This window comes from Neoroseomonas marina, from assembly GCF_012927745.1.
GTDB classification, from domain to species: domain Bacteria; phylum Pseudomonadota; class Alphaproteobacteria; order Acetobacterales; family Acetobacteraceae; genus Neoroseomonas; species Neoroseomonas marina.
This window is the reverse complement of the sequence record NZ_JABBKX010000007.1, coordinates 32,443-52,521: the sequence shown is the minus strand read 5'-3', so window position 1 is coordinate 52,521 and position 20,079 is coordinate 32,443. Positions and strand designations below refer to the sequence as shown.

The window sequence follows — 20,079 nt, the reverse complement described above, 5'->3', positions numbered from 1 at the left end:
AGCCGATGGCCGTCTACCTCGTGCGGCGCCTGATGCAGGCGCTGCTCGTCGTGCTGGCGATGTCGATGATCGTCTTCGTCGGCGTTTACGCCATCGGCGATCCCGTCGAGATCCTGATCAGTCCGGACGCCGACCAGCTCGAGCGCGAGCGCGCGATCCGCGCCCTCGGCCTCGATCTGCCGTTGTGGCAGCAGTACCTGGTCTTCCTCACCAACGCGCTGCAGGGCGATCTCGGCCGGTCCTTCGTGTTCAACGAACCGGCGCTGAAGCTGATCCTGCAGCGCATGCCCGCGACGCTGGAACTCGCCTTCGGGGCGATGTTCCTGTCGATCCTGATCGGCCTTCCGCTCGGCCTCTACGCCGGGCTGCGGCCGAACTCCCCGGCGTCGAAGACCATCATGGCGGGGTCCATCCTCGGCTTCTCGCTGCCGACCTTCTGGGTCGGGCTGATGCTGATCATGGTCTTCGCCGTGCAGCTCGGCTGGCTGCCCTCGACAGGGCGGGGCGAGACGTGCTCGGTGCTGGGCTTCATCGGCCTGCAACCCTGCAATGCGGGGCTGCAATGGTCGTGGCTGACCGGTGACGGCCTCGCGCACATGGTCATGCCGGCGGTCAACCTCGCGCTGTTCAAGATCAGCCTCGTGATCCGCCTGACCCGCGCGGGTGTGCGCGAAACGATGCTGATGGACTACGTGAAGTTCGCGCGCGCCAAGGGGCTTTCGGCCTCCCGCGTCACCTTCGTGCATGTCTTCAAGAACATCCTGATCCCGGTCGTGACCGTGGTCGGTCTGGAACTGGGCTCGACCATCGCCTTCTCGGTGGTGACGGAAAGCGTCTTCGCCTGGCCGGGCATGGGCAAGCTGATCATCGACAGCATCAACGTGCTCGACCGACCGGTGATCGTCGCCTACCTGATGATCATCGTGCTGATGTTCATCACCATCAACCTCGTGGTCGACCTCACCTATTCACTGCTGGATCCGCGCGTCAGGCTGGAGAGCAAAGGCACATGAGCCAGGCCGTGATGGACGGGGCGGCGCCCGCCGCCCCGCGCAAGGACAAGGTCGAGACGCCCTTCCGCCGGTTCGTATCTGAATTCGCGGAATCGAAGATCGCGCTCGGCGGGCTGATCGTCTTCACGATCATCGCGCTGGTGGCGATCTTCGCACCATGGCTCGCGCCGCAGAATCCCTACGACCTCGCGCAGCTCGACATCATGGACGGGCGCATGGAGCCCGGCACGGTGGGCGGCGCGGGCTTCACCTATTGGCTCGGCACCGACGACCAGGGCCGCGACATGCTGTCCGGTATCATGTACGGGCTGCGCATCTCGCTCTCGGTCGGCGCGGGTTCGGCGCTGATCGCCTGCATGGTGGGCGCGACGCTCGGGCTGCTCGCCGCCTATGCCGGCGGACGGACCGACACGGTCATCATGCGCCTGGTGGACCTGCAGCTCTCCTTCCCGTCCATCCTGGTCGCGCTGATGATCCTCGCCTTCCTCGGCAAGGGCGTGATGAACGTCGTCATCGCGCTGGTCATCGTGGAATGGGCCTACTACGCGCGCACCGTGCGCGGCACCGCGTTGGTGGAACGCCGGCGCGAGTACATCGAGGCCGCGCAATGCCTCGCCTTGCCGACGCACCGCATCCTGTTCCGGCACCTGCTGCCGAACTGCCTGCCGCCGCTGATCGTGGTGGCCACGATGCAGGTGGCCCGCGCCATCGCGCTCGAGGCGACGCTGTCCTTCCTCGGCCTCGGCGTGCCGATCACCGAGCCCTCGCTCGGCCTGCTGATCGCGAACGGCTACGAGTACATGCTCTCGGGCAAGTACTGGATCTCGTTCTATCCCGGCATCGCGCTGCTGGTGACGATCGTTTCCATCAACCTGGTGGGCGATCAGCTGCGTGACGTGTTGAACCCGCGCCTGAAGAAGTGACGATGGCCGCACCGACCCTCGAGGTCCGCAACCTGCGGACCCACTTCTTCACCCGCGCGGGCGTGGTCAAGGCCGTCGACGACGTGTCCTTCACCGTCGAACGCGGCAAGGTGCTCGGCCTGGTGGGCGAATCCGGTTCGGGCAAGACCGTCACCGGCTTTTCCATCATCGGCCTGGTCGACCCGCCCGGGCGGATCGTCGGCGGTCAGATCCTGTTCCAGGGCCGGGACCTCGCGACGGCGACCGAGGCGGAGATGCGCGGCCTGCGGGGCAACCGCATCGCGATGATCTTCCAGGACCCGATGATGACGCTGAATCCGGTCCTGCGCATCGACACGCAGATGATCGAGACGGTGCTGGCCCACAAGAAGGTCAGCCACGAGGAAGCCCGCCAGCGCGCCCGCGACACGCTCGGCATGGTGGGCATCCCGTCGCCGGATGAGCGGCTGAAATCCTATCCGCATCAGTTCTCGGGCGGCATGCGACAGCGCGTCGCCATCGCCATCGCGCTGCTGCACGAACCGGACCTGATCGTCGCGGACGAACCGACCACCGCGCTCGACGTGACGATCCAGGGGCAGATCCTGGCCGAGGTGCAGAAGCTGGCGCAGACCACCGGTACATCGCTGATCTGGATCACGCATGATCTTTCGGTCGTCGCGGGCCTCGCGGACGACATCGCGGTGATGTACGCCGGGCGCGTGGTGGAGCACGGCGCCGTCTCGGACGTGCTGGACCGTCCGCTGCATCCCTACACCGCCGGGCTGATCGGCAGCGTGCCGTCGCGCAACAAGCGTGGCGAGCCGCTGCGCCAGATCCCCGGCATGACGCCCTCCCTGCTCAGCCTGCCGCCGGGCTGCGCCTTCCGTTCGCGCTGCCCGCGCGCGGCCGAGGCCTGCCTCGCCGAGCCCGAGATCCGTGAGACCCTGCCCGGCCGACAGGTCCGCTGCTTCCGTCCCATGACCGAAGCCGCGGAGCAGGCCGCATGAGCGCCGCCATGACTGCTCCCCCGATCCGCGCCATCGACGCCGGCGCGCCGATGATGGAACTGCGCGACATCGCGCGCCGCTTCGAGAAGAAGCTCGATCTCGCCGGGCGCATCGCCAGGCGCCTCGGTGCCCCGGTGAAGGAAGAGGTCGTCCACGCGGTGGATGGCGTCGACCTCACCATCCGCAAGGGCGAGGTCGTGGGCCTCGTCGGCGAATCCGGCTGCGGCAAGTCGACCCTCGGCCGCATGGTCGCGGGAATCCTGCCGCCGTCCGGCGGCACGATCCAGCGCAACGGCGTGGACATCCGTTCCCTCGACGCCGCCGCCGCGCGGGAGATGAAGCTGCGCACGCAGATGATCTTCCAGGACCCCTATGCCTCGCTGAACCCGCGCATGCGCGTTGCGGACATCGTCGGCGAGGCGCCGCTGGTCCACGGCATCGTCAGCCGCGCCGGCTACGACGCCTATGTCGATGAGCAGATGCGGCGCGCGGGCCTCGACCCTGCCTTCAAGCGTCGCTACCCGCACCAGTTCTCGGGCGGGCAGCGCCAGCGCATCGGCATCGCGCGCGCGCTCGCGGTGAAGCCCGACTTCATCGTCTGCGACGAGGCGGTCGCCGCGCTCGACGTGTCGATCCAGGCGCAGATCCTGAACCTGTTCATCAAGCTCCGCACGGAGCTCGACCTCACCTACCTCTTCATCAGCCACGACCTTGGCGTGGTGGAGCACATCAGCGACCGCGTCGTGATCATGTATCTCGGCCGCGTCGTCGAGGAAGCGCCGAGCGAGACCGTCTTCGCGCAGCCCAATCACCCCTATACCAGGTCGCTGCTGGACGCCGTGCCGCGGATCGAAAGCCGCAAGCGGGCCTTCTCCGTGGTGAAGGGAGAGATCCCCTCGCCGCTGAACCCGCCACAGGGCTGCCACTTCCATCCGCGCTGCCCGCACGCGATGGAACGCTGCCGCGTCGAACGCCCGATCCTGAAGGAGGTCGCGCCGGGACAGCGCAGCGCCTGCCACCTGAACGACGCGGCATGAGCCAGGACATCACGACGGCGCTGGGCCATCTCGCGACGCGGATGGAAGCGTTGCGGACCGCGACGTTGTTCCAGGCGCTGGGTCCGGACCGCATTCTCGAGTTCGCGGCCTACGACACGCCGGTCAGCATGTATCTGCCCTCGGCCGTGACCGACCTGATCCAGCGGAGCATCCTGACCAGCGGCACCTTCTTCGAAGCGCACATGCTCTCCGAGATCCGGCGCCTGTTGCCGCCGCGCCCGGTGGTGATCGATGCCGGGGCGAACATCGGCAACCACACGCTGTTCTTCGGCCTCATCTGCGGTGCGTCGGAGATCGTGGCCTTCGAGCCGCTGCGGACGGTCTTCCCCATCCTCAAGCGCAACGTCGAACTCAACAACCTGCACCAGGTGCGCTGCATCAACGCCGCCCTCGGCGCGCGTGAAGGCCGCGCCGCCCTGACGCATTTCATGCACGGCAATCTCGGAGCCTCGGCCTTCGACCTTGGCAAGGATGCCGGCTACGACGTGACGACGATCGACGCGCTCGACCTGCAGCGCTGCGATCTGCTCAAGATCGATGTCGAGGGGAGCCACGTCGCGGTGCTCGAAGGCGCACGGGCGACGTTGCAGCGACTGCGGCCGCTCGTCTGGATCGAACTCCGCGCCGGTCGCGGGGAGGTCGAGACGGGGGATGCCGCCCTGCAGGCGCTCGGCTATGTGCGTCAGCGCGCCCTGGGGCCGACCGATTTCCTTTACGTCGCCGCGCCGGGCGGCGCGGGCTGACGCGCCGTGGCGGCGACCAGGAAGCTCCCCGCCGCCATCAGCGCGACCCCCACCAGGATCCACGGCACCGGCCCGTAACCGCCGGCGCCTTCCCAGACCAGTGCCAGGGCGAAGGGCGCGAAGGTGCGCGGCAGCATGGCGACCGCCGACAGCGCGCCGTTGATCGCGCCGAAGCCCTCGCGCCCCAGGATCTCGGCCGCACCCGCGGACCGCACGATGGTCAGCAACCCGTCCGCCACCGCGAAGGATCCGACGAAGACCAGCGTCAGCGGCAGGCTCGACGGCCCTGCGGCCAGGGCGAGCATCGCGATCGGCAGCAACCCAGTCGCCAGGCGCCCCACGCCGCGCATCGTCACGCGCCGCCCGAGCACGAACAGCACGCCCCGCGCGGCGACCTGCGCCGGACCATGTGCGGCGGCGAGCAGCAGCACCATGCTCTCCGGCCAGCCGCGTTCGCGCAGCAGGGGGATCAGGTGCGCGCCGAGCCCCGTGCCGATGAAGGCATGCGCGGCGAAGCAGAGCGCCAGCCCCGCGAAGGCCGGCTGCCGCAGCCGTGCCCAGAGGCTCGGTCCGGCCGTCATCGCCGCAGCGCGGGCCGGCGCACGGGCTTCGCGCAGCATCGCCCATGTCATCGCCGCCGCGACGAACTGCATCGCCGCCAGGACCTGCAGCGCGCCGCGCCAGCCGAACGTGCCGATGAGCCAGTCGGTCAGCGGCAGGAAGATGGTGGCGGTGAAACCGGTGAGGAAGGTGATCGCCGTGATGGTGCGGGTGGGCTCACGCGCCTCCGCCACCACCACCGCCATGGCGGTCCCCCACAGGCACATCGCCTGCGCCGCGCCGATCAGGATCCACAAGGCGAAGTAGGCGAGCGGGTGCTGCACCAGGCTCATGGCCACCAGCAGGCCGGACGCCCCGAAGGCGCCGAGGGGCATCATCGCCCGCGGCCCGTGCCGGTCGAGCCACTGCCCCGCCGGAATGGCGCCGAGGCCGGCGGCGAGCAGCCCGCAGGTATAGGCGGCGTTGAGCAGGACCCGCGACCAGCCGAGTTCCGCCTCGATCGGCGCCACGGTCAGGGGGAAGGGAGTGTAGAGCGTTCCCCAGCCGATCAGCTGCGTCGCCGCCGTTCCCCACAGCAGGGTCCGGTCCGGAATGCCGCGGCCGCTCACACCGTGAACTGCTCCGCGATGATCCGTTCCGACAGGCCGTGGTCGGGGTCGAACAGCAGCGTCAGGGACACGTCGCGCGCCTCGCGCACCTCGACGCGGGCGACGTCGCGGACTTCCGTGTAGTCGGCGACCGCTGCGACCGGGCGCTTGTCGCGCTCGAGGATCTCGAACACCACCTCGGCACTGGCCGGCAGCAGGGCGCCGCGCCAGCGCCGCGGGCGGAAGGCCGAGATCGGCGTCAGCGGCAGCAGGCTTGCATCCAGCGGCACGATCGGCCCGTGCGCCGACAGGTTGTAGGCTGTGCTGCCCGCCGGCGTGCTGACCAGGATGCCGTCGCAGATCAGCTCGGCCAGGCGTTCCTTGCCGTCGATGATGATGCGGATCTTCGCCGCCTGGCGGCTTTCGCGCAGCAGGGAGACCTCGTTGATCGCCAGCGCCTCGACCGGCTCGCCGCCGTTCGACAGGGCGCGCATGCGCAAGGGGTGCAGGGTGGCGGCCTGGGCGGCCGCGATGCGCTCCGGCAGGTCCTCTTCCCGGTAGTCGTTCATCAGGAAGCCGACCGACCCGCGGTTCATGCCGTAGACCGGGATGCCGCGGCCGAGGAAGCGATGCAGCGTCTCGAGCATGAAGCCGTCGCCGCCGAGGGCGACGATGACATCGGCCTTCTCCGGCGGTGCCGCGCCGTAGCGGGCGGCGAGCGCATCCTGCGCGGCGCGGGCGGTCTCGTTCTGCGCGGCGAGGATGGCGAGCCGCGGGGCCTCGCTCACGATGCGGCCTTCGCGCGCCACGCACGGGCCGCGTCGCGGTGTTCCTCGAGCGGCATGCCGGCGCGCACGCGCTGCGTCGTCGCCGTGTCGATGCGCGCCGTGGCCCAGCCGATGCCGTCGCTGCACTTCGCGACGACATGGCCCCAGGGATCGGCCACCAGCGAATGGCCGTAGACGCTGCGCACCGCGCCACGTTCCTCGTAGGTGCCGTAGGAGGCGGCGGCGAGGATCCAGCACTGGGTGTCGATGGCGCGCGCGCGCAGCAGCGCTTCCCAATGGTCCTTGCCGGTCTGCAGCGTGAAGTTGGACGGCACCAGGATCGCCTCCGCCCCGCGGCGGCGCAGCTCCTGGTACAGCTCCGGGAAGCGCACGTCGTAGCAGATGGTGCAGGCGAAGCGGATCCCGCCGGCCTCGAAGAAGGCGAGGTCGCTGCCCCCGCCATACAGCGCGCTTTCCTTGTAGCCGGTGCCGTCCGGCGCGGTGATGTCGAACAGGTGGATCTTGCGGTAGCGCGCGATCTCGGCCCCGTCCGGGCCAAAGACGAGCGTGGTGTTGAACAGCTTTTCCCCGCCATCCTCGATGATCGAGCCGCCATGGACGGTGATGCCGTGCGCGCGCGCGAGGCCGCGCAGCAACTCGTAGGCCGCCCCGCCCGTGCCGCCGGGTTCGGGCAGGATCTCGGCCGCGGCGCGGCGGCTTTCGCGTCCGCCGCCGAGGTTGGTCCAGGTCTCGGGCAGGGTCACGAGGCCCGGACGGTCGGCGGCGATGGCGGATTCGATCAGGCGGCGCGCCTGGTCGAGGTTGGCCGCCTTGTCGCTGCCCTGGTTCATCTGGATCACGCTGACGCGCATCCGCCGCTTCCTTCGCCGAACCGCGCCATCAAGCCGCCGCGCGCGGGCGGCGGCAAGGGGCCATGGTCAGTTGCCCGAGGCGTCCTCGCGCGGCCAGTCCAGCCGCGGCTCGGCGCGGCCGCGGCGCTCGACGCGCGCGGGCGGCGGCGGTACCGGCGGGGTGATGCGGGGTTCCTCCACCCGGCGCGCCGTGGCGCGCGAGGGCGGGCCCACCCAGTCCTCCTCGGTTGCGCGGGCCGGCACGGCGGTCGACGGCTGGCGGACCAGGGCGCGGATTTCCGTGCGCAGGTCGGTGATCTCCGCCTCGATCGCCTCGAGCCGCGACTTCACGCCGAACACCGAATACGGCATCGCCAGCAGCGACAGGGCCGAGACGACGATCGCCAGCAACAGGACGAAGCCGACCCAGGCCGGCAGGCCCGGGATGGCCAGCATGCCGGCGAGGTCCTGGAGCCGGTCAGCCACCGGTGAGGCTCATGTGGCGCGCCACGGCAGGGCGGTTGCGGCGACGATCGATCACGAAGTCATGTCCCTTCGGCTTGCGCGCGATTGCATCCCGGATGGCTTGCGCCAGCCCGGCCTCGTCCACCGACGGGTCGCGCAGCAGGCTGCGGAACTCGGCCGCGTCGTCCTGGCCGAGGCACATGTAGAGCGTGCCCGTGCAGGTCAGCCGCACGCGATTGCACGATTCGCAGAAATTGTGGGTCATCGGCGTGATGAAGCCGATGCGCCGCCCCGTCTCCTTCACCGTCACGTAGCGGGCCGGCCCGCCGGTGCGGTAGTCGCTCTCCTCGAGCGTCCAGGACTGGCGCAGCCGCGACCGCACCAGCGACAGCGGCAGGTACTGGTCGGTGCGGTCTTCGCCGATCTCGCCCATCGGCATGGTCTCGATCAGGCAGAGGTCGAAGCCGTGCTCGCCGCACCAGGCGACCATGCGGTCGAACTCGTCCTCGTTCACGCCCTTCAGCGCGACCGCGTTGATCTTCACCGCGAGGCCGGCGGCCTTGGCGGCGAAGATGCCGTCCATCGTCTGCTCGAGCTTCCCCCAGCGCGTCACCGCGGCGAAGGTCGCGGGGTCGAGCGTGTCCATGGAGACGTTGATGCGCCGCACGCCCGCCGCGTACAGCTCGCCCGCCATCTTCGTGAGCTGCGTGCCGTTGGTGGTGACGGTCAGCTCGCGCAGCCCGCCCGCGCCGATCCGCGCGCCCAGCGTCTGCACCAGCGTCATCACCCCCTTGCGCACCAGCGGCTCCCCGCCCGTGAGGCGGATCTTGTCGGTGCCGAGCGCGATGAAGGCGCCGCAGAGCCGGTCGATCTCCTCGAGCGTGAGGATGTCCTTCTTGGGCAGGAAGGTCATGTCCTCCGCCATGCAGTAGACGCAGCGGAGGTCGCAGCGGTCCGTCACCGACACGCGGAGGTAGGAGACGGTGCGGCCGAAGGGGTCGGTGAGCGGGGCCGCGGCGGAGGAGGAGGCCTGCATGGCCGGGATTTGGGGCCTGAGGGGCGCCGCCCGCAAGCCCCATTCGGCGTTCCGGGGGCCGCCCTTCAGCCGAACAGCGCAAGCGCCCCGGCGACCAGCAGGACGCCCATGGCGAAGGGCCGGTAGAGCCGCTCGGGGATGACGTGGAACAGCCGCGCTCCGATCGGCACCGAAATGGCCATGACCGGCAGCACGATGGCGAGGCGCACCAGCACCGCCAGGTCGATCAGCCCGCCGATCAGGGGCGGAATGACCGAGACGACCGCGATCGTCGCGAAGAACAGGATCAGGTTCGCCCGATGGCGCTTCGCTTCCTCGAGTCCGGCGAGGAGGTAGAGGATGACCGGCGGCCCGCTCATCCCCGTCGAGCCCTTGAGCAGCCCCGCCAGCGTCCCGACCGCGAGGTTGAGCGGCAGCGGCCGGGACCCGTGGTAGCGCCAGCCCGACATCAGCAGCAGCCCGAACACCAGCACGAAGCCGCCGATGAAGCGGCGCAGCGTGTCGCCATCGGCGGTCAGCAGGATCCAGGCGCCGAGCGGCGTCGCCAGCGCCGCGGCGCCGCCGAGCGGCAGCACCACCCGCCGGTCGGCGTCCTTCAGCGCCGAGGGGACCAGCTGCAGCGAGACGAGCAGTTCCATCAGCAGCATCACCGGCACGCCGGCGCGCGGCCCCCAGAGCAGGGAATAGACCGGGGCGAGGATCACCGCCGTGCCGAAGCCGGAATATCCGCGCATCAGCCCGGCCACGATCGTCGCGATCACCGCGGCGGGCAGGCGCCAGTCCGCGAGGACCGGCCAGGCCCGGTCGAGCAGTTCGGTCAACGCCGCGCCTCGTCCTCGATGTCGAGTAGCACCACGGCGGCGTTGATCAGCACCTTGCCGGCGTGCTCGAAATTGACGGTGATGCGTTCCCCCACCACCGACTGCACCTGGCCGGTCCCCCATTCGGGACGATCCGGGTGGCGGACGCGCATGCCTGGTTCGATGATCGCGGTCACGGGCCTGATGCTAATGTCGCGGAAGCACCCCAGAGGATACCGTCTCCGCCCATGACGCAAGGGATGCCAGTACCGATGCCTGCCGATGAGCCGACCTTCGAGCCGCATCTCGCGCGGCTGGTCGGGCTGCGCCTGTGCCACGACCTGGGCGGCGTGGCCGGCACGGTCGGCAATGCGCTCGAGATGATGGACACCGCGGGGGACGAGGCGGCCGCGCTCGCGCTTGAAGCGGCGACGGTGCTGCGCAAGCGCCTGCTGCTCTGGCGTGCGCTGCTGGGCGGGCAGGGCGAGGCGACGCTCGGCACCCTGCTCGGCCTGGTCGAGGGCCAGTTGGCCGGCGGACGGGCCACGGCCGATGCCAAGGGGCTCGACCCCGCGCATCAGGTGCCGGAACCGATGGTGCCCGTGCTGCTGACGGCGCTGGTGCTGGGCGGGGAGGCGCTGCCGCGCGGCGGTGCGGTCCGCCTCGCGGGGGATCCGGGACGGGAGATGTTCGTGCTGCCGGACGGGCCGCGCGCGGCCTGGCCGGTGCCGCTGCTGCAGGTGGTGGCCGGGCGCCGGCTCGCCGCCGAGCCGACGGGGCGGGACGTGCTGCCGCTCTGGCTCGCCTCGGTCGCCGCGGCGGCGGGGGTGCAGCTTGGCCTCGCCATGCCGGCGGGCATGGCGGCGGGGCCGCTGATGCTGACCCTGCCGGGCTGAGTGCCCGCAGGCGGTTCCGCGCCAGCTCCCCTCCGCAGCCGTCGAGCGGGTGGCGGGGGGATGCGCCGCGGGGCGCCTTCCGGAGCCGATCCTGACCGGCCCGCTTTACGGAATCTTCGGCCCCGCCCCGCGATCCTGCCTGTCCGCACGGGGCATGGGATGCGATGGACGACCTGCTGGCCGACTTCCTGACGGAAACGCATGAGGGGCTGACGGCGCTCGATTCCGCGCTGGTGCGGCTGGAACGCACGCCCGACGACCAGCCCACGCTGTCCGAGGTGTTCCGCCTGGTCCACACCATCAAGGGGACCTGCGGCTTCCTCGGCCTGTCGCGCCTCGAGGCCGTGGCCCATGCGGCGGAGAACGTGCTCGGGCGCTACCGGGACGGGACGCTGCCGGTCACGGCCGGGGGGATCACGCTGATCCTCTCCGCGCTCGACCGGGTGAAGGAGATCGTGGCCGGCCTCGAGGCCACCGGCGCGGAGCCGGCGGGGGAGGACGCGCCGCTCATCGCCGCGCTGAACGCCGCGGCCGAGGGGCAGGTCGAGGCCGCCGCAGCCCTGCCCGCCGAGGCCGCGGCCGATCCCGCCCCGGAGCAGGGCGGCGCCCTCGCCGCGCAGACCATCCGCGTCTCGGTCGAGGTGCTCGAGGACCTGATGACCCTCGTCAGCGAGCTCGTGCTGACGCGCAACCAGCTGCTGCAGCTCGCGCGCGTGCATCAGTCCGATGCCTTCGCGGTGCCGCTGCAGCGACTGTCGCACATCACCTCCGACCTCCAGGAAGGGGTGATGAAGACGCGCATGCAGCCGATCGGCAATGCCTGGGCGAAGCTGCCGCGGCTGGTGCGCGACCTCGGGCATGAACTCGGCAAGAAGATCGACCTCGACATGCGGGGCGCGCAGACGGAACTGGATCGGCAGGTGCTGGAACTGATCCGCGACCCGCTGACGCATATGGTGCGCAATTCCGGCGACCACGGCCTCGAGACCCCGGCCGAGCGCCGCGCCGCCGGCAAGCCCGAGACCGGGCGGATCACGCTCAACGCCTATCACGAGGGCGGGCACATCATCATCGAGATCGGCGACGACGGGCGCGGCCTGCCGGTCGATCGGATCCGCGCCAAGGCGCTGGCCAACGGCCTCGCGACCGAGGCGGAGCTCGCGCAGATGAGCGAACGCGAGATCCTGCGCTTCATCTTCGCCCCGGGCTTCTCGACGGCGCAGCAGGTGACCTCGGTCTCGGGGCGCGGCGTCGGCATGGACGTGGTCAAGACCAACATCGAGAAGATCGGCGGCACGGTCGAGCTCGCCTCGAAGGAAGGGCGCGGGGCGACCTTCACCATCAAGATCCCGCTGACCCTCGCCATCGTCTCGGCCCTGATCGTCGAGGCCGGGGGCGAACGCTTCGCCCTGCCGCAGATCGGCGTGGTGGAACTGGTCCGGGTCGGTGGCGGCCAGGACGGCGCGCCGCGCATCGAGCGCATCAAGGACACGCCGGTGCTGCGCCTGCGCGACCGGCTGCTGCCGCTGGTCTCGCTCGCCGGGCTGCTGCGCCTCGTGCCCCCGGGCGATGCGGCGACCGAAGGCTTCGTCGCGGTGATGCAGGTGGGTGGGCAGGCCTTCGGCATCATCCTCGACCGCGTCTTCGACACCGAGGAGATCGTGGTGAAGCCGGTCGCGCCGATCCTGCGGCACGTGACGATGTTCAGCGGCAACACCATCCTCGGCGACGGCAGCGTCATCATGATCCTCGACCCCAACGGGATCGGGCGCGCGGCGGGGGTCGGGCTCGATGCCGGGGGTGCCGAGGACCGGCGCGCGACGCCGGCGGCGGGGTTGCGCTCGGACCGCAGCACCTCCCTGCTGCTGTTCCGCGCGGGGGAGGGGGCGCCGAAGGCGGTGCCCCTCGGCCTCGTCGCGCGGCTCGAGGACATTCCCGCCGAGCGCATCGAGATGTCGGGCACGACGCCGGTGGTGCAGTACCGCGGCGGGCTGATGCCGCTGGTCTCGGTCGCGCCCGGCTGGACGCGCCCGGACGCCGCGGCGCGCCAGGCAGTGCTGGTCTTCACCGAGAACGACCGCGCCATGGGCCTGATGGTCGAGGAGATTCTCGATGTCATCGACGAACGGCTCGTGATCCAGCCCGGCTCCGGCCGGCCGGGTTTCATCGGCAGCGCCGTGGTGGCGGGCCGGGTGACGGAGGTGATCGACACCGCGCATTGGCTCGCCCAGGCCGGGGAGGACTGGTTCCGCACACCGCGCCCCGCCGCGACGGGGGCCGCGCGCCCGCGCGTGCTGCTGGTCGAGGACAGCGCCTTCTTCCGCCACCTGGTCGTGCCGGGCCTCGCCGCCGCGGGCTACGACGTCGCCGCGGTGGAGAACCCCGCCATCGCGCTCCGGCTGCGCGAGGAAGGCGTGCCCTTCGACGCGGTGATCTCGGACATCGAGATGCCGGAGATGGACGGCATCGCCTTCGCCGAGGCGCTGCGCGCCGGCGGGCCCTGGTCGGCGGTGCCGCTGATCGCGCTCTCCTCCCGCACCGATCCGGCCGACATCGCGCGCGGGCGGGATGCCGGCTTCACCGATTATGTCGGCAAGTACGACCGCGACGCGCTGCTGCAATCGCTGCGCGACTGCCTCGCCGCGCCGGTCGCGGCCTGAGGGGAGGACGGCGATGGATGGAATGGGCATGCCGCCGGCCGGGGCAACCCCGGCGATGGGCGGCCGCGCCGAGGCCGGCGAGCAGGTCTTCCTGACCCTGACCGTCGCCGGCCAGGGCTGCGCCGTGCCGGTGCTGCTGGTGCGCGACGTGCTGGGGCCGCAGGCGATCACGCGCATTCCGCTGGCGCCGCCGGAGGTCGCCGGGTCGCTGAACCTGCGCGGGCGGATCGTCACCGCGGTCGACCTGCGGCTGCGCCTCGGCCTGCCGGCGCGCCCGCCCGGGGCGGTGGCGATGAGCGTCGTCGTCGATCAGGGCGGCGAGCTCTACTCCCTGCTGGTGGATGAGGTGGGGGAGGTGATCCCGCTGCCCGCCGCCCGCTTCGAACCCAACCCGCCGACGCTCGACCCGCTGTGGCGGGAGGTCTCGCGCGGGGTGCACCGGCAGGAGGACCGCCTGCTCATCGCGCTCGAAGTCGAGCGCGTCCTGGCGATCGGCTGAAGGGGACGGCGATGACGCAGCGAACCTGCCTGGTGGTGGATGACAGCCTGGTGGTGCGCAAGGCCGCGCGCCGCATCATCGAAGGGCTCGGCTTCGCCGTGACGGAGGCGAAGGACGGGCAGGAGGCGCTGGACTCCTGCCGCGCGCGCCTGCCCGACGGGGTGCTGCTCGACTGGAACATGCCGGTGATGGACGGCATCAGCTTCCTGCGCGCCGCGCGCGCGGAATTCGGCGCGGAGCATCCGCGCATCGTGCTCTGCACCACGGAATCCGAATTCGCCCGCATCGTCGAGGCGCTGGAGGCCGGCGCGCAGGAATACGTGATGAAGCCCTTCGACGCCGAGATCATCCGCGACAAGTTCACCCAGGCCGGGCTGCTGGAGGACGCGGCGTGATCCCTTCGCCATCTGCGGCGGAGGAGGTGCGGGTGATGCTGTGCGACGACAGCGCGACGGCGCGCAGCATCCTCGCGCGGCTGCTGGAATCCGAAGCGGGCATCCGCGTGGTGCATCGCGCGGCGGATGGGCGCGCGGCGGTGGCGGCGGTCGCGGCGGTGAAGCCGGACGTGGTGCTGCTCGACCTCGAGATGCCGGTGATGGACGGCATGACGGCGCTGCCGCTGATCCTGAAGGCGGCGCCGCAGGCCGCGGTGATCGTCGCGAGCGCGCTGACGCAGCGCGGGGCGAAGGCGGCGATCGCCGCGCTGGCCGCTGGTGCCGCGGACTACGTGCCGAAGCCCCAGGGAGCGGCGGGCGGTGCGGCGGATCCGGCCTTCCGCGCGGAACTGATCGCCAAGGTGCGCGGCTGGGCGCGGATGAAGCGCCAGGCCGGCGCCCCGCCGCCGCGTCCGGCCCTGCCGCGCGCTGCGCCGGTGGCAGCGAAGGGGCGGCCGTCGCTGGTCGCGATCGGGTGTTCGACCGGCGGGCCGCAGGCCCTGGCGGCGCTGGTGCAGCGGCTGCCGCGCCTGCCGGTGCCGGTGGTGGTCGTGCAGCACATGCCTGCGGGCTTCACGACCATGCTGGCGGAGCATCTCGACCGGCTCGGCGCGCTGCGCTGCGCGGAGGCGCTGGAGGGCGAGACCCTGTCCGCCGGCCGCATCCACCTCGCCCCCGGCGACCGCCATTTGCTGGTTGATGCGACGACCGGCGGCTTCGCCGCGCGGCTGACCAGCGACGCGCCCGAGAATTTCTGCCGCCCCGCCGTCGATCCGATGCTGCGCAGCGCGGCGCGCGCGGCGGGGGGCAAGGTGCTTGCCGTCATTCTCACCGGCATGGGCCATGACGGGCTCGAGGGCTGCCGCGCGGTCGCTGCCGCCGGCGGCACGGTGCTGGCGCAGGACGAGGCGAGTTCGGTCGTCTGGGGGATGCCCGGCGCGGTCGCGCGGGCGGGGCTCGCGGCGCTGCTTGCCCCGCCCGAGGCGCTGGCCGAGCGCATCGCCGCGCTCACGGCCGACAGGGCCGTCGCATGACGCCCGACAGCTTCGCTTTCCTCGCCGGGCTGGTGAAGGCGCGGTCCGGCATCGTGCTGACAGCGGACAAGGGCTACATGCTCGAGACGCGGCTCGGTCCGCTGCTGCGCCGGGAGGGGCTTCCCGGCCTCGATGCGCTGGCGCTGCGCCTGCGCGCCCCGCGCGCCGAAGCCCTGACCGCCGAGCTGGTCGAGGCGCTGACCACCAACGAGAGCTCCTTCTTCCGCGACGGCAAGCCCTTCGAGCATCTGAAGCGCCTGCTGCCGCGCCTCGCCGCCGCCCGGCCGCCGGGGCAGCCGCTGCGCATCTGGTCGGCGGCCTGTTCCTCGGGGCAGGAGGCCTATTCCGTCGCCATGGTCGCGGCCGAGCTCGGCGCGGCGCTGGGCGGGCGGCGGGTCGAGATCCTCGGCACCGACCTGTCGCGGGAGATGCTCGACCGCGCGCAGGACGGCCTCTTCAGCCAGTTCGAGGTGCAGCGCGGCCTGCCGGTGCAGATGCTGGTGAAGCACTTCCGCCAGGAGGGCTCGCGCTGGCGCGTCAGCGCCGAGCTGCGCGCCATGGTGCGCTGGCAGGCGTTCAACCTGCTGGACGACGCGCGCGGCCTCGGCCGCTTCGACGTCATCTTCTGCCGCAACGTGCTGATCTACTTCGACGCGCCGACCAAGTCGCGCGTGCTGGGCATGCTCGCCGGCATGGTGGCGGCGGATGGGGTGGTCTACCTCGGCGGGGCGGAGACGGTGCTCGGCCTGACCGACCGCCTGATGCCCGCGGCCGGGGAACGCGGCGCCTACGAACCGGCGCGCTCGGCCGCCAAGGCCGACTGAGCACCGCATGTTTCCCGTGAATCGCGCGCGCCGGGGCGGCGCGGCCGCCGCCCCTGGCCGGATCGCGTCAGGCGGCGCGCATGTCGGCGGCGGGCGCCGGGGCGCCGGCACCGGCCGGCTGCCAGGCGGACCCGCGGCCGGACGCCGGATCCCGCAACACATAGCCCCGGCCCCACACCGTGCCGATCAGGTCCGTCGCGCCCGCCTGGGCCAGCTTCTTGCGCAGCTTGCAGATGAAGACGTCGATGATCTTCACCTCGGGTTCGTCGATGCCGCCGTAGAGGTGGTTGAGGAACGCCTCCTTCGTCATCACCACGCCCTTGCGGAGCGCCAGCAGTTCGAGGATCGCGTATTCCTTGCCGGTCAGGTGGACGGTGCGGCCGGCGACCGTCACCTCCCGCGATCCAAGGTTGAGGTTCAGCGGCCCGACCGACAGCGTCGGCTGGCTGAAGCCCTTGGCGCGGCGGACGATGGCCTGGATGCGGGCGACCAGTTCCTGCTGGTCGAAGGGCTTGGTGATGAAGTCGTCGGCGCCCATGCCGAAGACCTTCACCTTGGTCTGCGGGCGGGACACGCCCGACAGGATCAGCACCGGCGTCTCGATGCGCGCGGCGCGCAGGCGGCGCACCACCTCGGATCCGTCGATGTCGGGCAGCATCAGGTCGAGGATGACGATGTCGTAGTCGTAGAGGCGGGCGAGTTCCACGGCCTCTTCGCCGGTGTCCGCCGTGTCCACGATCATCGAAGACTGCTTCAGCATCAGCGAGATGCCACGCGCAGTTGTGAGATCATCCTCAACTAATAAGACGCGCATTTTGGTGCCCTCTCACTCTATGGGCGAAACATACCACCTGTGCGTGCACATTCAAGCGGATTTTCACCAAATGTTCGCATCAAGAATGGCAGATTGAGCGTAATTTGCGAAAAATCCCGATTAACGAGACGTTTCTGTCATGGAGGGGTTAAGGTCAGTTCTGCGATCGATGCAATCCAGGGTTGTGGGGCCTCGCGCGGCATGAAATGACCCACGCCTGGTACCACCTCGCGCCGGAAGGGGCCGGTGAAACGGCGGGCGCTCCCCTCGCTGTTGGCTGGCGGGTCCACCCCGTCCTCGGCTCCGTGCAGCACCACACTCGGCACGGTGATGGGCGGCAGCGCCGCGAGGCGGTCCTCGATGTGCTGGACGGCGGGATCGCCGGCGGCCGCGCGGTGCCGATGCCGGTACGACTGCACGACCGTCGCGACGAAGTCGGGATTGTCGAAGCTGGCGGCGGTGCGGGCGTATTCGGCATCGGTCAGCGGGTAGGTCGGCGACCACATCCGCCACAGCAGCCGGCAGAAGGCCGCGCGGTCCTGTTCCAGCGCAGCCACGCCGCGTTCGGTGTGCAGGTACCACTGGTACCAGTAGCGCGCTTCGGCCTCGGGGGACGCCGGCCGCGCCGATCCTGCGATGTCCTGGATGTTGTAGCCGGTGGCCGAGACCAGGCCGCGCACCCGCTCCGGCCACAGCGCCGCGACGATGCAGGCCGCCCGCCCGCCCCAATCATAGCCCGCGAGCGCCGCCTGCCCGATCCCCAGCGCATCCATCAGCGCCAGCAGATCCGCCCCGAGCGCGGCCTGCTGCCCCGATCGCGGCGTGGACGGGTCGCGGTAGCGCGTCGGGCCATAGCCGCGCAGATAGGGCACGACGACGCGCAGCCCTTGCGCCGCCAGCGCCGGGGCGACGCCGTCCCACGTCCGGACGTCGTCGGGGAAGCCATGCAGCAGGATCGCGGCCGGACCATCGGCGGGCCCGTGCAGTTCCACCGCAACGTCCAGCACCCCGGCGGTGACCATGATGTGAGTCATGAACGGCCCTCCTGTCAGCGAAGGGTCGATCCTCTACCGCCAGCGGCGATGCATCCAGAGCCATTGGCCGGGGTATTCGCGCACCCAGCCCTCGATCACCGCGTTCATCGCCTGGGTCGCGGCGTCGACATCGATCTGGCCTTCGGCATCCCGCGGCATCGGGATCTCCTCGGTCAGGTCGAGCCGGAAGCGGCCGTCAGGCAGGCGGATGGCGCGCGCGCCATGCACCGGGCAGTCGAAGCGGCGCGCCAGCTGCGCCAGCAGCGGGTTGGCCGCCGCCGTGCGCCCGAAGAAGGTCACCTTCGGGCCGCGACCGAAGCGCTGGTCCACCAGCATCCCTATGTGCTGCCCGCGCTCGAGCGCCTTGGCGAGCTTGAACGGCGCGGACATGCCGGCCGCGACCAGCGTGCCCATGCTGTCGCGGCGCAGGCGCAGGATTTCCTTCGCCACCGCCGGGCTGTTCGGCGTGCGGTACAGCACCGCGCTGTCGATGCCGTGCTTCGCCGCGGCGATCGCCGGCAGTTCCCAGTTCGCCAGATGCGCCGAGAAGACGATCGCCGGCTTCCCGTCGTCGCGCAGCCGGTTGTAGAGCGCGATCGTCTCGGGCGTCGCGGTGATGCGCCCGTCCATCGGGTGGTCCAGGTCGAAATCCCAGATCCGGTCCATATGGACGTATTCGCAGGCGACACGGCCGAGATTGTCCCACGCTTCCGCCAGGATCGCCGCGCGCTCGGCCTCGGTCTTCTCGGGGAAGGCGGCGGCGATGTTCTCCCGGGCGATGCGGTTCGCGCCGGTCAACGGGCCGAGGTGCCGCGCGAGGAACGCCCCGATGCGCGGCCCGCGATCGGGCCCGAGCAGGCGCAGCAGCGCGAAGACCGCCCGGATCAGAAGCCCGAACAGCCGGTCCGCGAAGAGCCAGAGGCGGTACTTAAAGCGTAACAACGATCTTCCCGAAGACGCGGCGGCTTTCCAGCCGGTCGAGCCCTTCCGTGAAGCGTTCGATCGGCAGCACCGTGTCGAGCACCGGCAGGATGCCGCGCGCCATCTTCGCGTAGCCGTCGGCGATATTGCGCATCGAGGCGCCGAAGGACCCGAAGATCCGCAGCTGGCGCTGGAACAGCATCATCAGGTTCGTCTCGGCCGACACGCCGGAGGTGGACCCGCAGGTGACCAGCCGTCCGCCCATGCGCAGCGACAGCAGCGAACCCGCCCAGGTCGCAGCGCCGACATGCTCGAACACCACGTCCACGCCGACCTTGCCCGTGGCGCGGCGCGCGACCGTCGGGAAGTTCTGCGTCGAGTAGTTCACCACGTGGTCGGCGCCGAGCGCCTTCGCCTTGGCGCATTTCTCGTCGTCGCCGGCGGTCGCGATGACGGTGCAGCCCATGTCCTTGGCGATCTTCACCGCCACCGTGCCGATGCCCGACCCGGCCGCATGCACCAGGATCGTCTCGCCCGGTTCCAGCCTGGCGTTGTCGAACAGCATGTGCTCGACGGTCGAGAAGGTGATCGTCCCGCAGGAGGCATCCTCCCACGAGATCCCCGCGGGCACGCGCACCAGCAGCCGCGCCTCCTGGTTCACCAGTTCGCAGGCGAAGCCGTCGACGTGGAAGCCCTTCACGCCGCGCACGTTCTCGCAGAGGTTGTCCTCGCCCTTCATGCAGCGGCGGCACGTGCCGCAGGTCAGCGCGCCATAGGGCGCGGCGCGGTCGCCGACCTTCCAGTCCGTGACGCCGGGGCCGATGGCGACGACCTCGCCCACCGCCTCGGCGCCCACGATCAGCGGCAGTTCGCGCTTCGCGAAGGCCATGCCGCGGAAGCCCCAGACGTCGATGTGGTTGAGCGCGACGGCGTGGATGCGCAGCGTCACCTCGCCCGGGCCGGGCGGCGGCGGGGGCGGCACCTCCTCGAGGCGCAGGTCGCGGTCGGCATGCAGGCGAAGGGCACGCATGTGGGAACTCTCCTGAACTCGGGGGGAGAAGGGAACTTCTCCCCCCGAACCCCCCTCAACCTTCTTTGTCATTGGGAGCCTGACCACATCGGCCGGCACCAAGGAACCAAAGAAGGGAGGGGGTTCGGGGGAGGTTCTCC

At 70.9% G+C, this 20,079-nt stretch carries 22 protein-coding genes; 11 read left to right on the top strand and 11 right to left on the bottom strand.

Translation table 11 applies throughout. From position 1 onward, the window contains the following. The first annotated feature begins 5 nt into the window (after nt 1-5). Genes GWK16_RS18275 through GWK16_RS18255 form a run of 5 tightly spaced genes read left to right on the top strand, consistent with a single transcriptional unit; the run spans nt 6 to nt 4,726 of the window. A complete protein-coding gene (locus GWK16_RS18275; RefSeq protein WP_170055418.1) occupies nt 6-1,013 on the top strand; it encodes an ABC transporter permease in 1,008 nt (335 codons plus the stop codon). Then, the gene (locus tag GWK16_RS18270) at nt 1,010-1,936 is read left to right on the top strand and encodes an ABC transporter permease (RefSeq protein WP_170055417.1); all 927 of its coding nucleotides are present in this window, start codon (nt 1,010-1,012) and stop codon (nt 1,934-1,936) included. Before GWK16_RS18275 ends, GWK16_RS18270 begins: the two co-directional genes overlap by 4 nt. A gap of 2 nt (nt 1,937-1,938) precedes the next feature. After that, a complete protein-coding gene (locus GWK16_RS18265) occupies nt 1,939-2,925 on the top strand; it encodes an ABC transporter ATP-binding protein (protein ID WP_170055416.1) in 987 nt (328 codons plus the stop codon). Between the two features lie 8 nt (nt 2,926-2,933). Continuing rightward, nucleotides 2,934-3,962 carry an ABC transporter ATP-binding protein gene (locus GWK16_RS18260; RefSeq protein WP_248291475.1) on the top strand — a complete coding sequence of 343 codons (1,029 nt, stop codon included), beginning with the start codon at nt 2,934-2,936 and terminating at the stop codon, nt 3,960-3,962. Then, nucleotides 3,959-4,726, top strand: a complete 768-nt coding sequence (locus tag GWK16_RS18255; RefSeq protein ID WP_170055414.1) for an FkbM family methyltransferase — start codon at nt 3,959-3,961, stop codon at nt 4,724-4,726. The genes GWK16_RS18260 and GWK16_RS18255 overlap by 4 nt, the downstream gene beginning before the upstream one ends. Here the strand turns inward: GWK16_RS18255 and GWK16_RS18250 are convergent. The 7 genes from GWK16_RS18250 to GWK16_RS25340 all read right to left on the bottom strand — a co-directional run bounded on the left by GWK16_RS18250 (nt 4,696) and on the right by GWK16_RS25340 (nt 9,966). Continuing rightward, a complete protein-coding gene (locus GWK16_RS18250) occupies nt 4,696-5,895 on the bottom strand; it encodes an MFS transporter (RefSeq protein ID WP_170055413.1) in 1,200 nt (399 codons plus the stop codon). The genes GWK16_RS18255 and GWK16_RS18250 overlap by 31 nt on opposite strands. Next, on the bottom strand, nt 5,892-6,662 hold the full coding sequence (locus GWK16_RS18245; RefSeq protein WP_170055412.1) for an NAD kinase: 771 nt from the start codon (nt 6,660-6,662) through the stop codon (nt 5,892-5,894). The genes GWK16_RS18250 and GWK16_RS18245 overlap by 4 nt, the downstream gene beginning before the upstream one ends. Next, nucleotides 6,659-7,513 carry a carbon-nitrogen hydrolase family protein gene (locus GWK16_RS18240; RefSeq protein ID WP_170055411.1) on the bottom strand — a complete coding sequence of 285 codons (855 nt, stop codon included), beginning with the start codon at nt 7,511-7,513 and terminating at the stop codon, nt 6,659-6,661. The genes GWK16_RS18245 and GWK16_RS18240 overlap by 4 nt, the downstream gene beginning before the upstream one ends. A gap of 66 nt (nt 7,514-7,579) precedes the next feature. Then, nucleotides 7,580-7,978 (bottom strand): hypothetical protein, encoded by a 399-nt coding sequence (locus tag GWK16_RS18235; protein ID WP_170055410.1) that lies wholly within the window; start codon nt 7,976-7,978, stop codon nt 7,580-7,582. Continuing rightward, nucleotides 7,971-8,993 (bottom strand): GTP 3',8-cyclase MoaA, encoded by a 1,023-nt coding sequence (gene moaA, locus GWK16_RS18230; protein WP_170055409.1) that lies wholly within the window; start codon nt 8,991-8,993, stop codon nt 7,971-7,973. The genes GWK16_RS18235 and moaA overlap by 8 nt, the downstream gene beginning before the upstream one ends. A 65-nt stretch (nt 8,994-9,058) precedes the next feature. Then, nucleotides 9,059-9,814 (bottom strand): sulfite exporter TauE/SafE family protein, encoded by a 756-nt coding sequence (locus GWK16_RS18225; protein ID WP_170055371.1) that lies wholly within the window; start codon nt 9,812-9,814, stop codon nt 9,059-9,061. Continuing rightward, nucleotides 9,811-9,966 carry a DUF3553 domain-containing protein gene (locus GWK16_RS25340; RefSeq protein ID WP_248291485.1) on the bottom strand — a complete coding sequence of 52 codons (156 nt, stop codon included), beginning with the start codon at nt 9,964-9,966 and terminating at the stop codon, nt 9,811-9,813. The genes GWK16_RS18225 and GWK16_RS25340 overlap by 4 nt, the downstream gene beginning before the upstream one ends. A 99-nt stretch (nt 9,967-10,065) precedes the next feature. On the opposite strand from GWK16_RS25340, the gene GWK16_RS18215 reads away from it, so the two are divergent. From GWK16_RS18215 to GWK16_RS18190, 6 genes are all read left to right on the top strand, one after another. After that, nucleotides 10,066-10,689 carry a histidine phosphotransferase family protein gene (locus GWK16_RS18215; RefSeq protein ID WP_170055407.1) on the top strand — a complete coding sequence of 208 codons (624 nt, stop codon included), beginning with the start codon at nt 10,066-10,068 and terminating at the stop codon, nt 10,687-10,689. Nucleotides 10,690-10,853: 164 nt separating this feature from the next. After that, entirely contained in the window at nt 10,854-13,349 is a 2,496-nt protein-coding gene (locus GWK16_RS18210) for a hybrid sensor histidine kinase/response regulator (protein ID WP_170055406.1), read from the top strand. Nucleotides 13,350-13,362: 13 nt separating this feature from the next. Next, nucleotides 13,363-13,848, top strand: a complete 486-nt coding sequence (locus tag GWK16_RS18205) for a chemotaxis protein CheW (protein ID WP_170055405.1) — start codon at nt 13,363-13,365, stop codon at nt 13,846-13,848. A gap of 11 nt (nt 13,849-13,859) precedes the next feature. After that, on the top strand, nt 13,860-14,243 hold the full coding sequence (locus GWK16_RS18200; protein WP_170055404.1) for a response regulator: 384 nt from the start codon (nt 13,860-13,862) through the stop codon (nt 14,241-14,243). Next, nucleotides 14,240-15,316, top strand: coding sequence for a chemotaxis-specific protein-glutamate methyltransferase CheB (cheB, locus tag GWK16_RS18195; protein ID WP_338144508.1), 1,077 nt, complete (start codon nt 14,240-14,242; stop codon nt 15,314-15,316). Before GWK16_RS18200 ends, cheB begins: the two co-directional genes overlap by 4 nt. Next, nucleotides 15,313-16,140 (top strand): CheR family methyltransferase, encoded by an 828-nt coding sequence (locus tag GWK16_RS18190; protein WP_170055403.1) that lies wholly within the window; start codon nt 15,313-15,315, stop codon nt 16,138-16,140. Before cheB ends, GWK16_RS18190 begins: the two co-directional genes overlap by 4 nt. A gap of 67 nt (nt 16,141-16,207) precedes the next feature. Here the strand turns inward: GWK16_RS18190 and ctrA are convergent, their stop codons facing one another. The 4 genes from ctrA to GWK16_RS18170 form a co-directional block, all read right to left on the bottom strand. Continuing rightward, a complete protein-coding gene (gene ctrA / locus GWK16_RS18185; RefSeq protein WP_170055402.1) occupies nt 16,208-16,954 on the bottom strand; it encodes a response regulator transcription factor CtrA in 747 nt (248 codons plus the stop codon). Nucleotides 16,955-17,091: 137 nt separating this feature from the next. Beyond that, the gene (locus GWK16_RS18180; RefSeq protein WP_170055401.1) at nt 17,092-17,988 is read right to left on the bottom strand and encodes an alpha/beta fold hydrolase; all 897 of its coding nucleotides are present in this window, start codon (nt 17,986-17,988) and stop codon (nt 17,092-17,094) included. A 33-nt stretch (nt 17,989-18,021) separates the two neighbouring features. Next, nucleotides 18,022-18,930: a lipid A biosynthesis lauroyl acyltransferase gene (locus GWK16_RS18175; RefSeq protein ID WP_170055400.1), complete on the bottom strand. Its 909-nt coding sequence runs from the start codon at nt 18,928-18,930 to the stop codon at nt 18,022-18,024. Continuing rightward, on the bottom strand, nt 18,917-19,939 hold the full coding sequence (locus tag GWK16_RS18170; protein ID WP_170055399.1) for a zinc-binding dehydrogenase: 1,023 nt from the start codon (nt 19,937-19,939) through the stop codon (nt 18,917-18,919). Before GWK16_RS18170 ends, GWK16_RS18175 begins: the two co-directional genes overlap by 14 nt. Between the last annotated feature and the right edge of the window lie 140 nt (nt 19,940-20,079).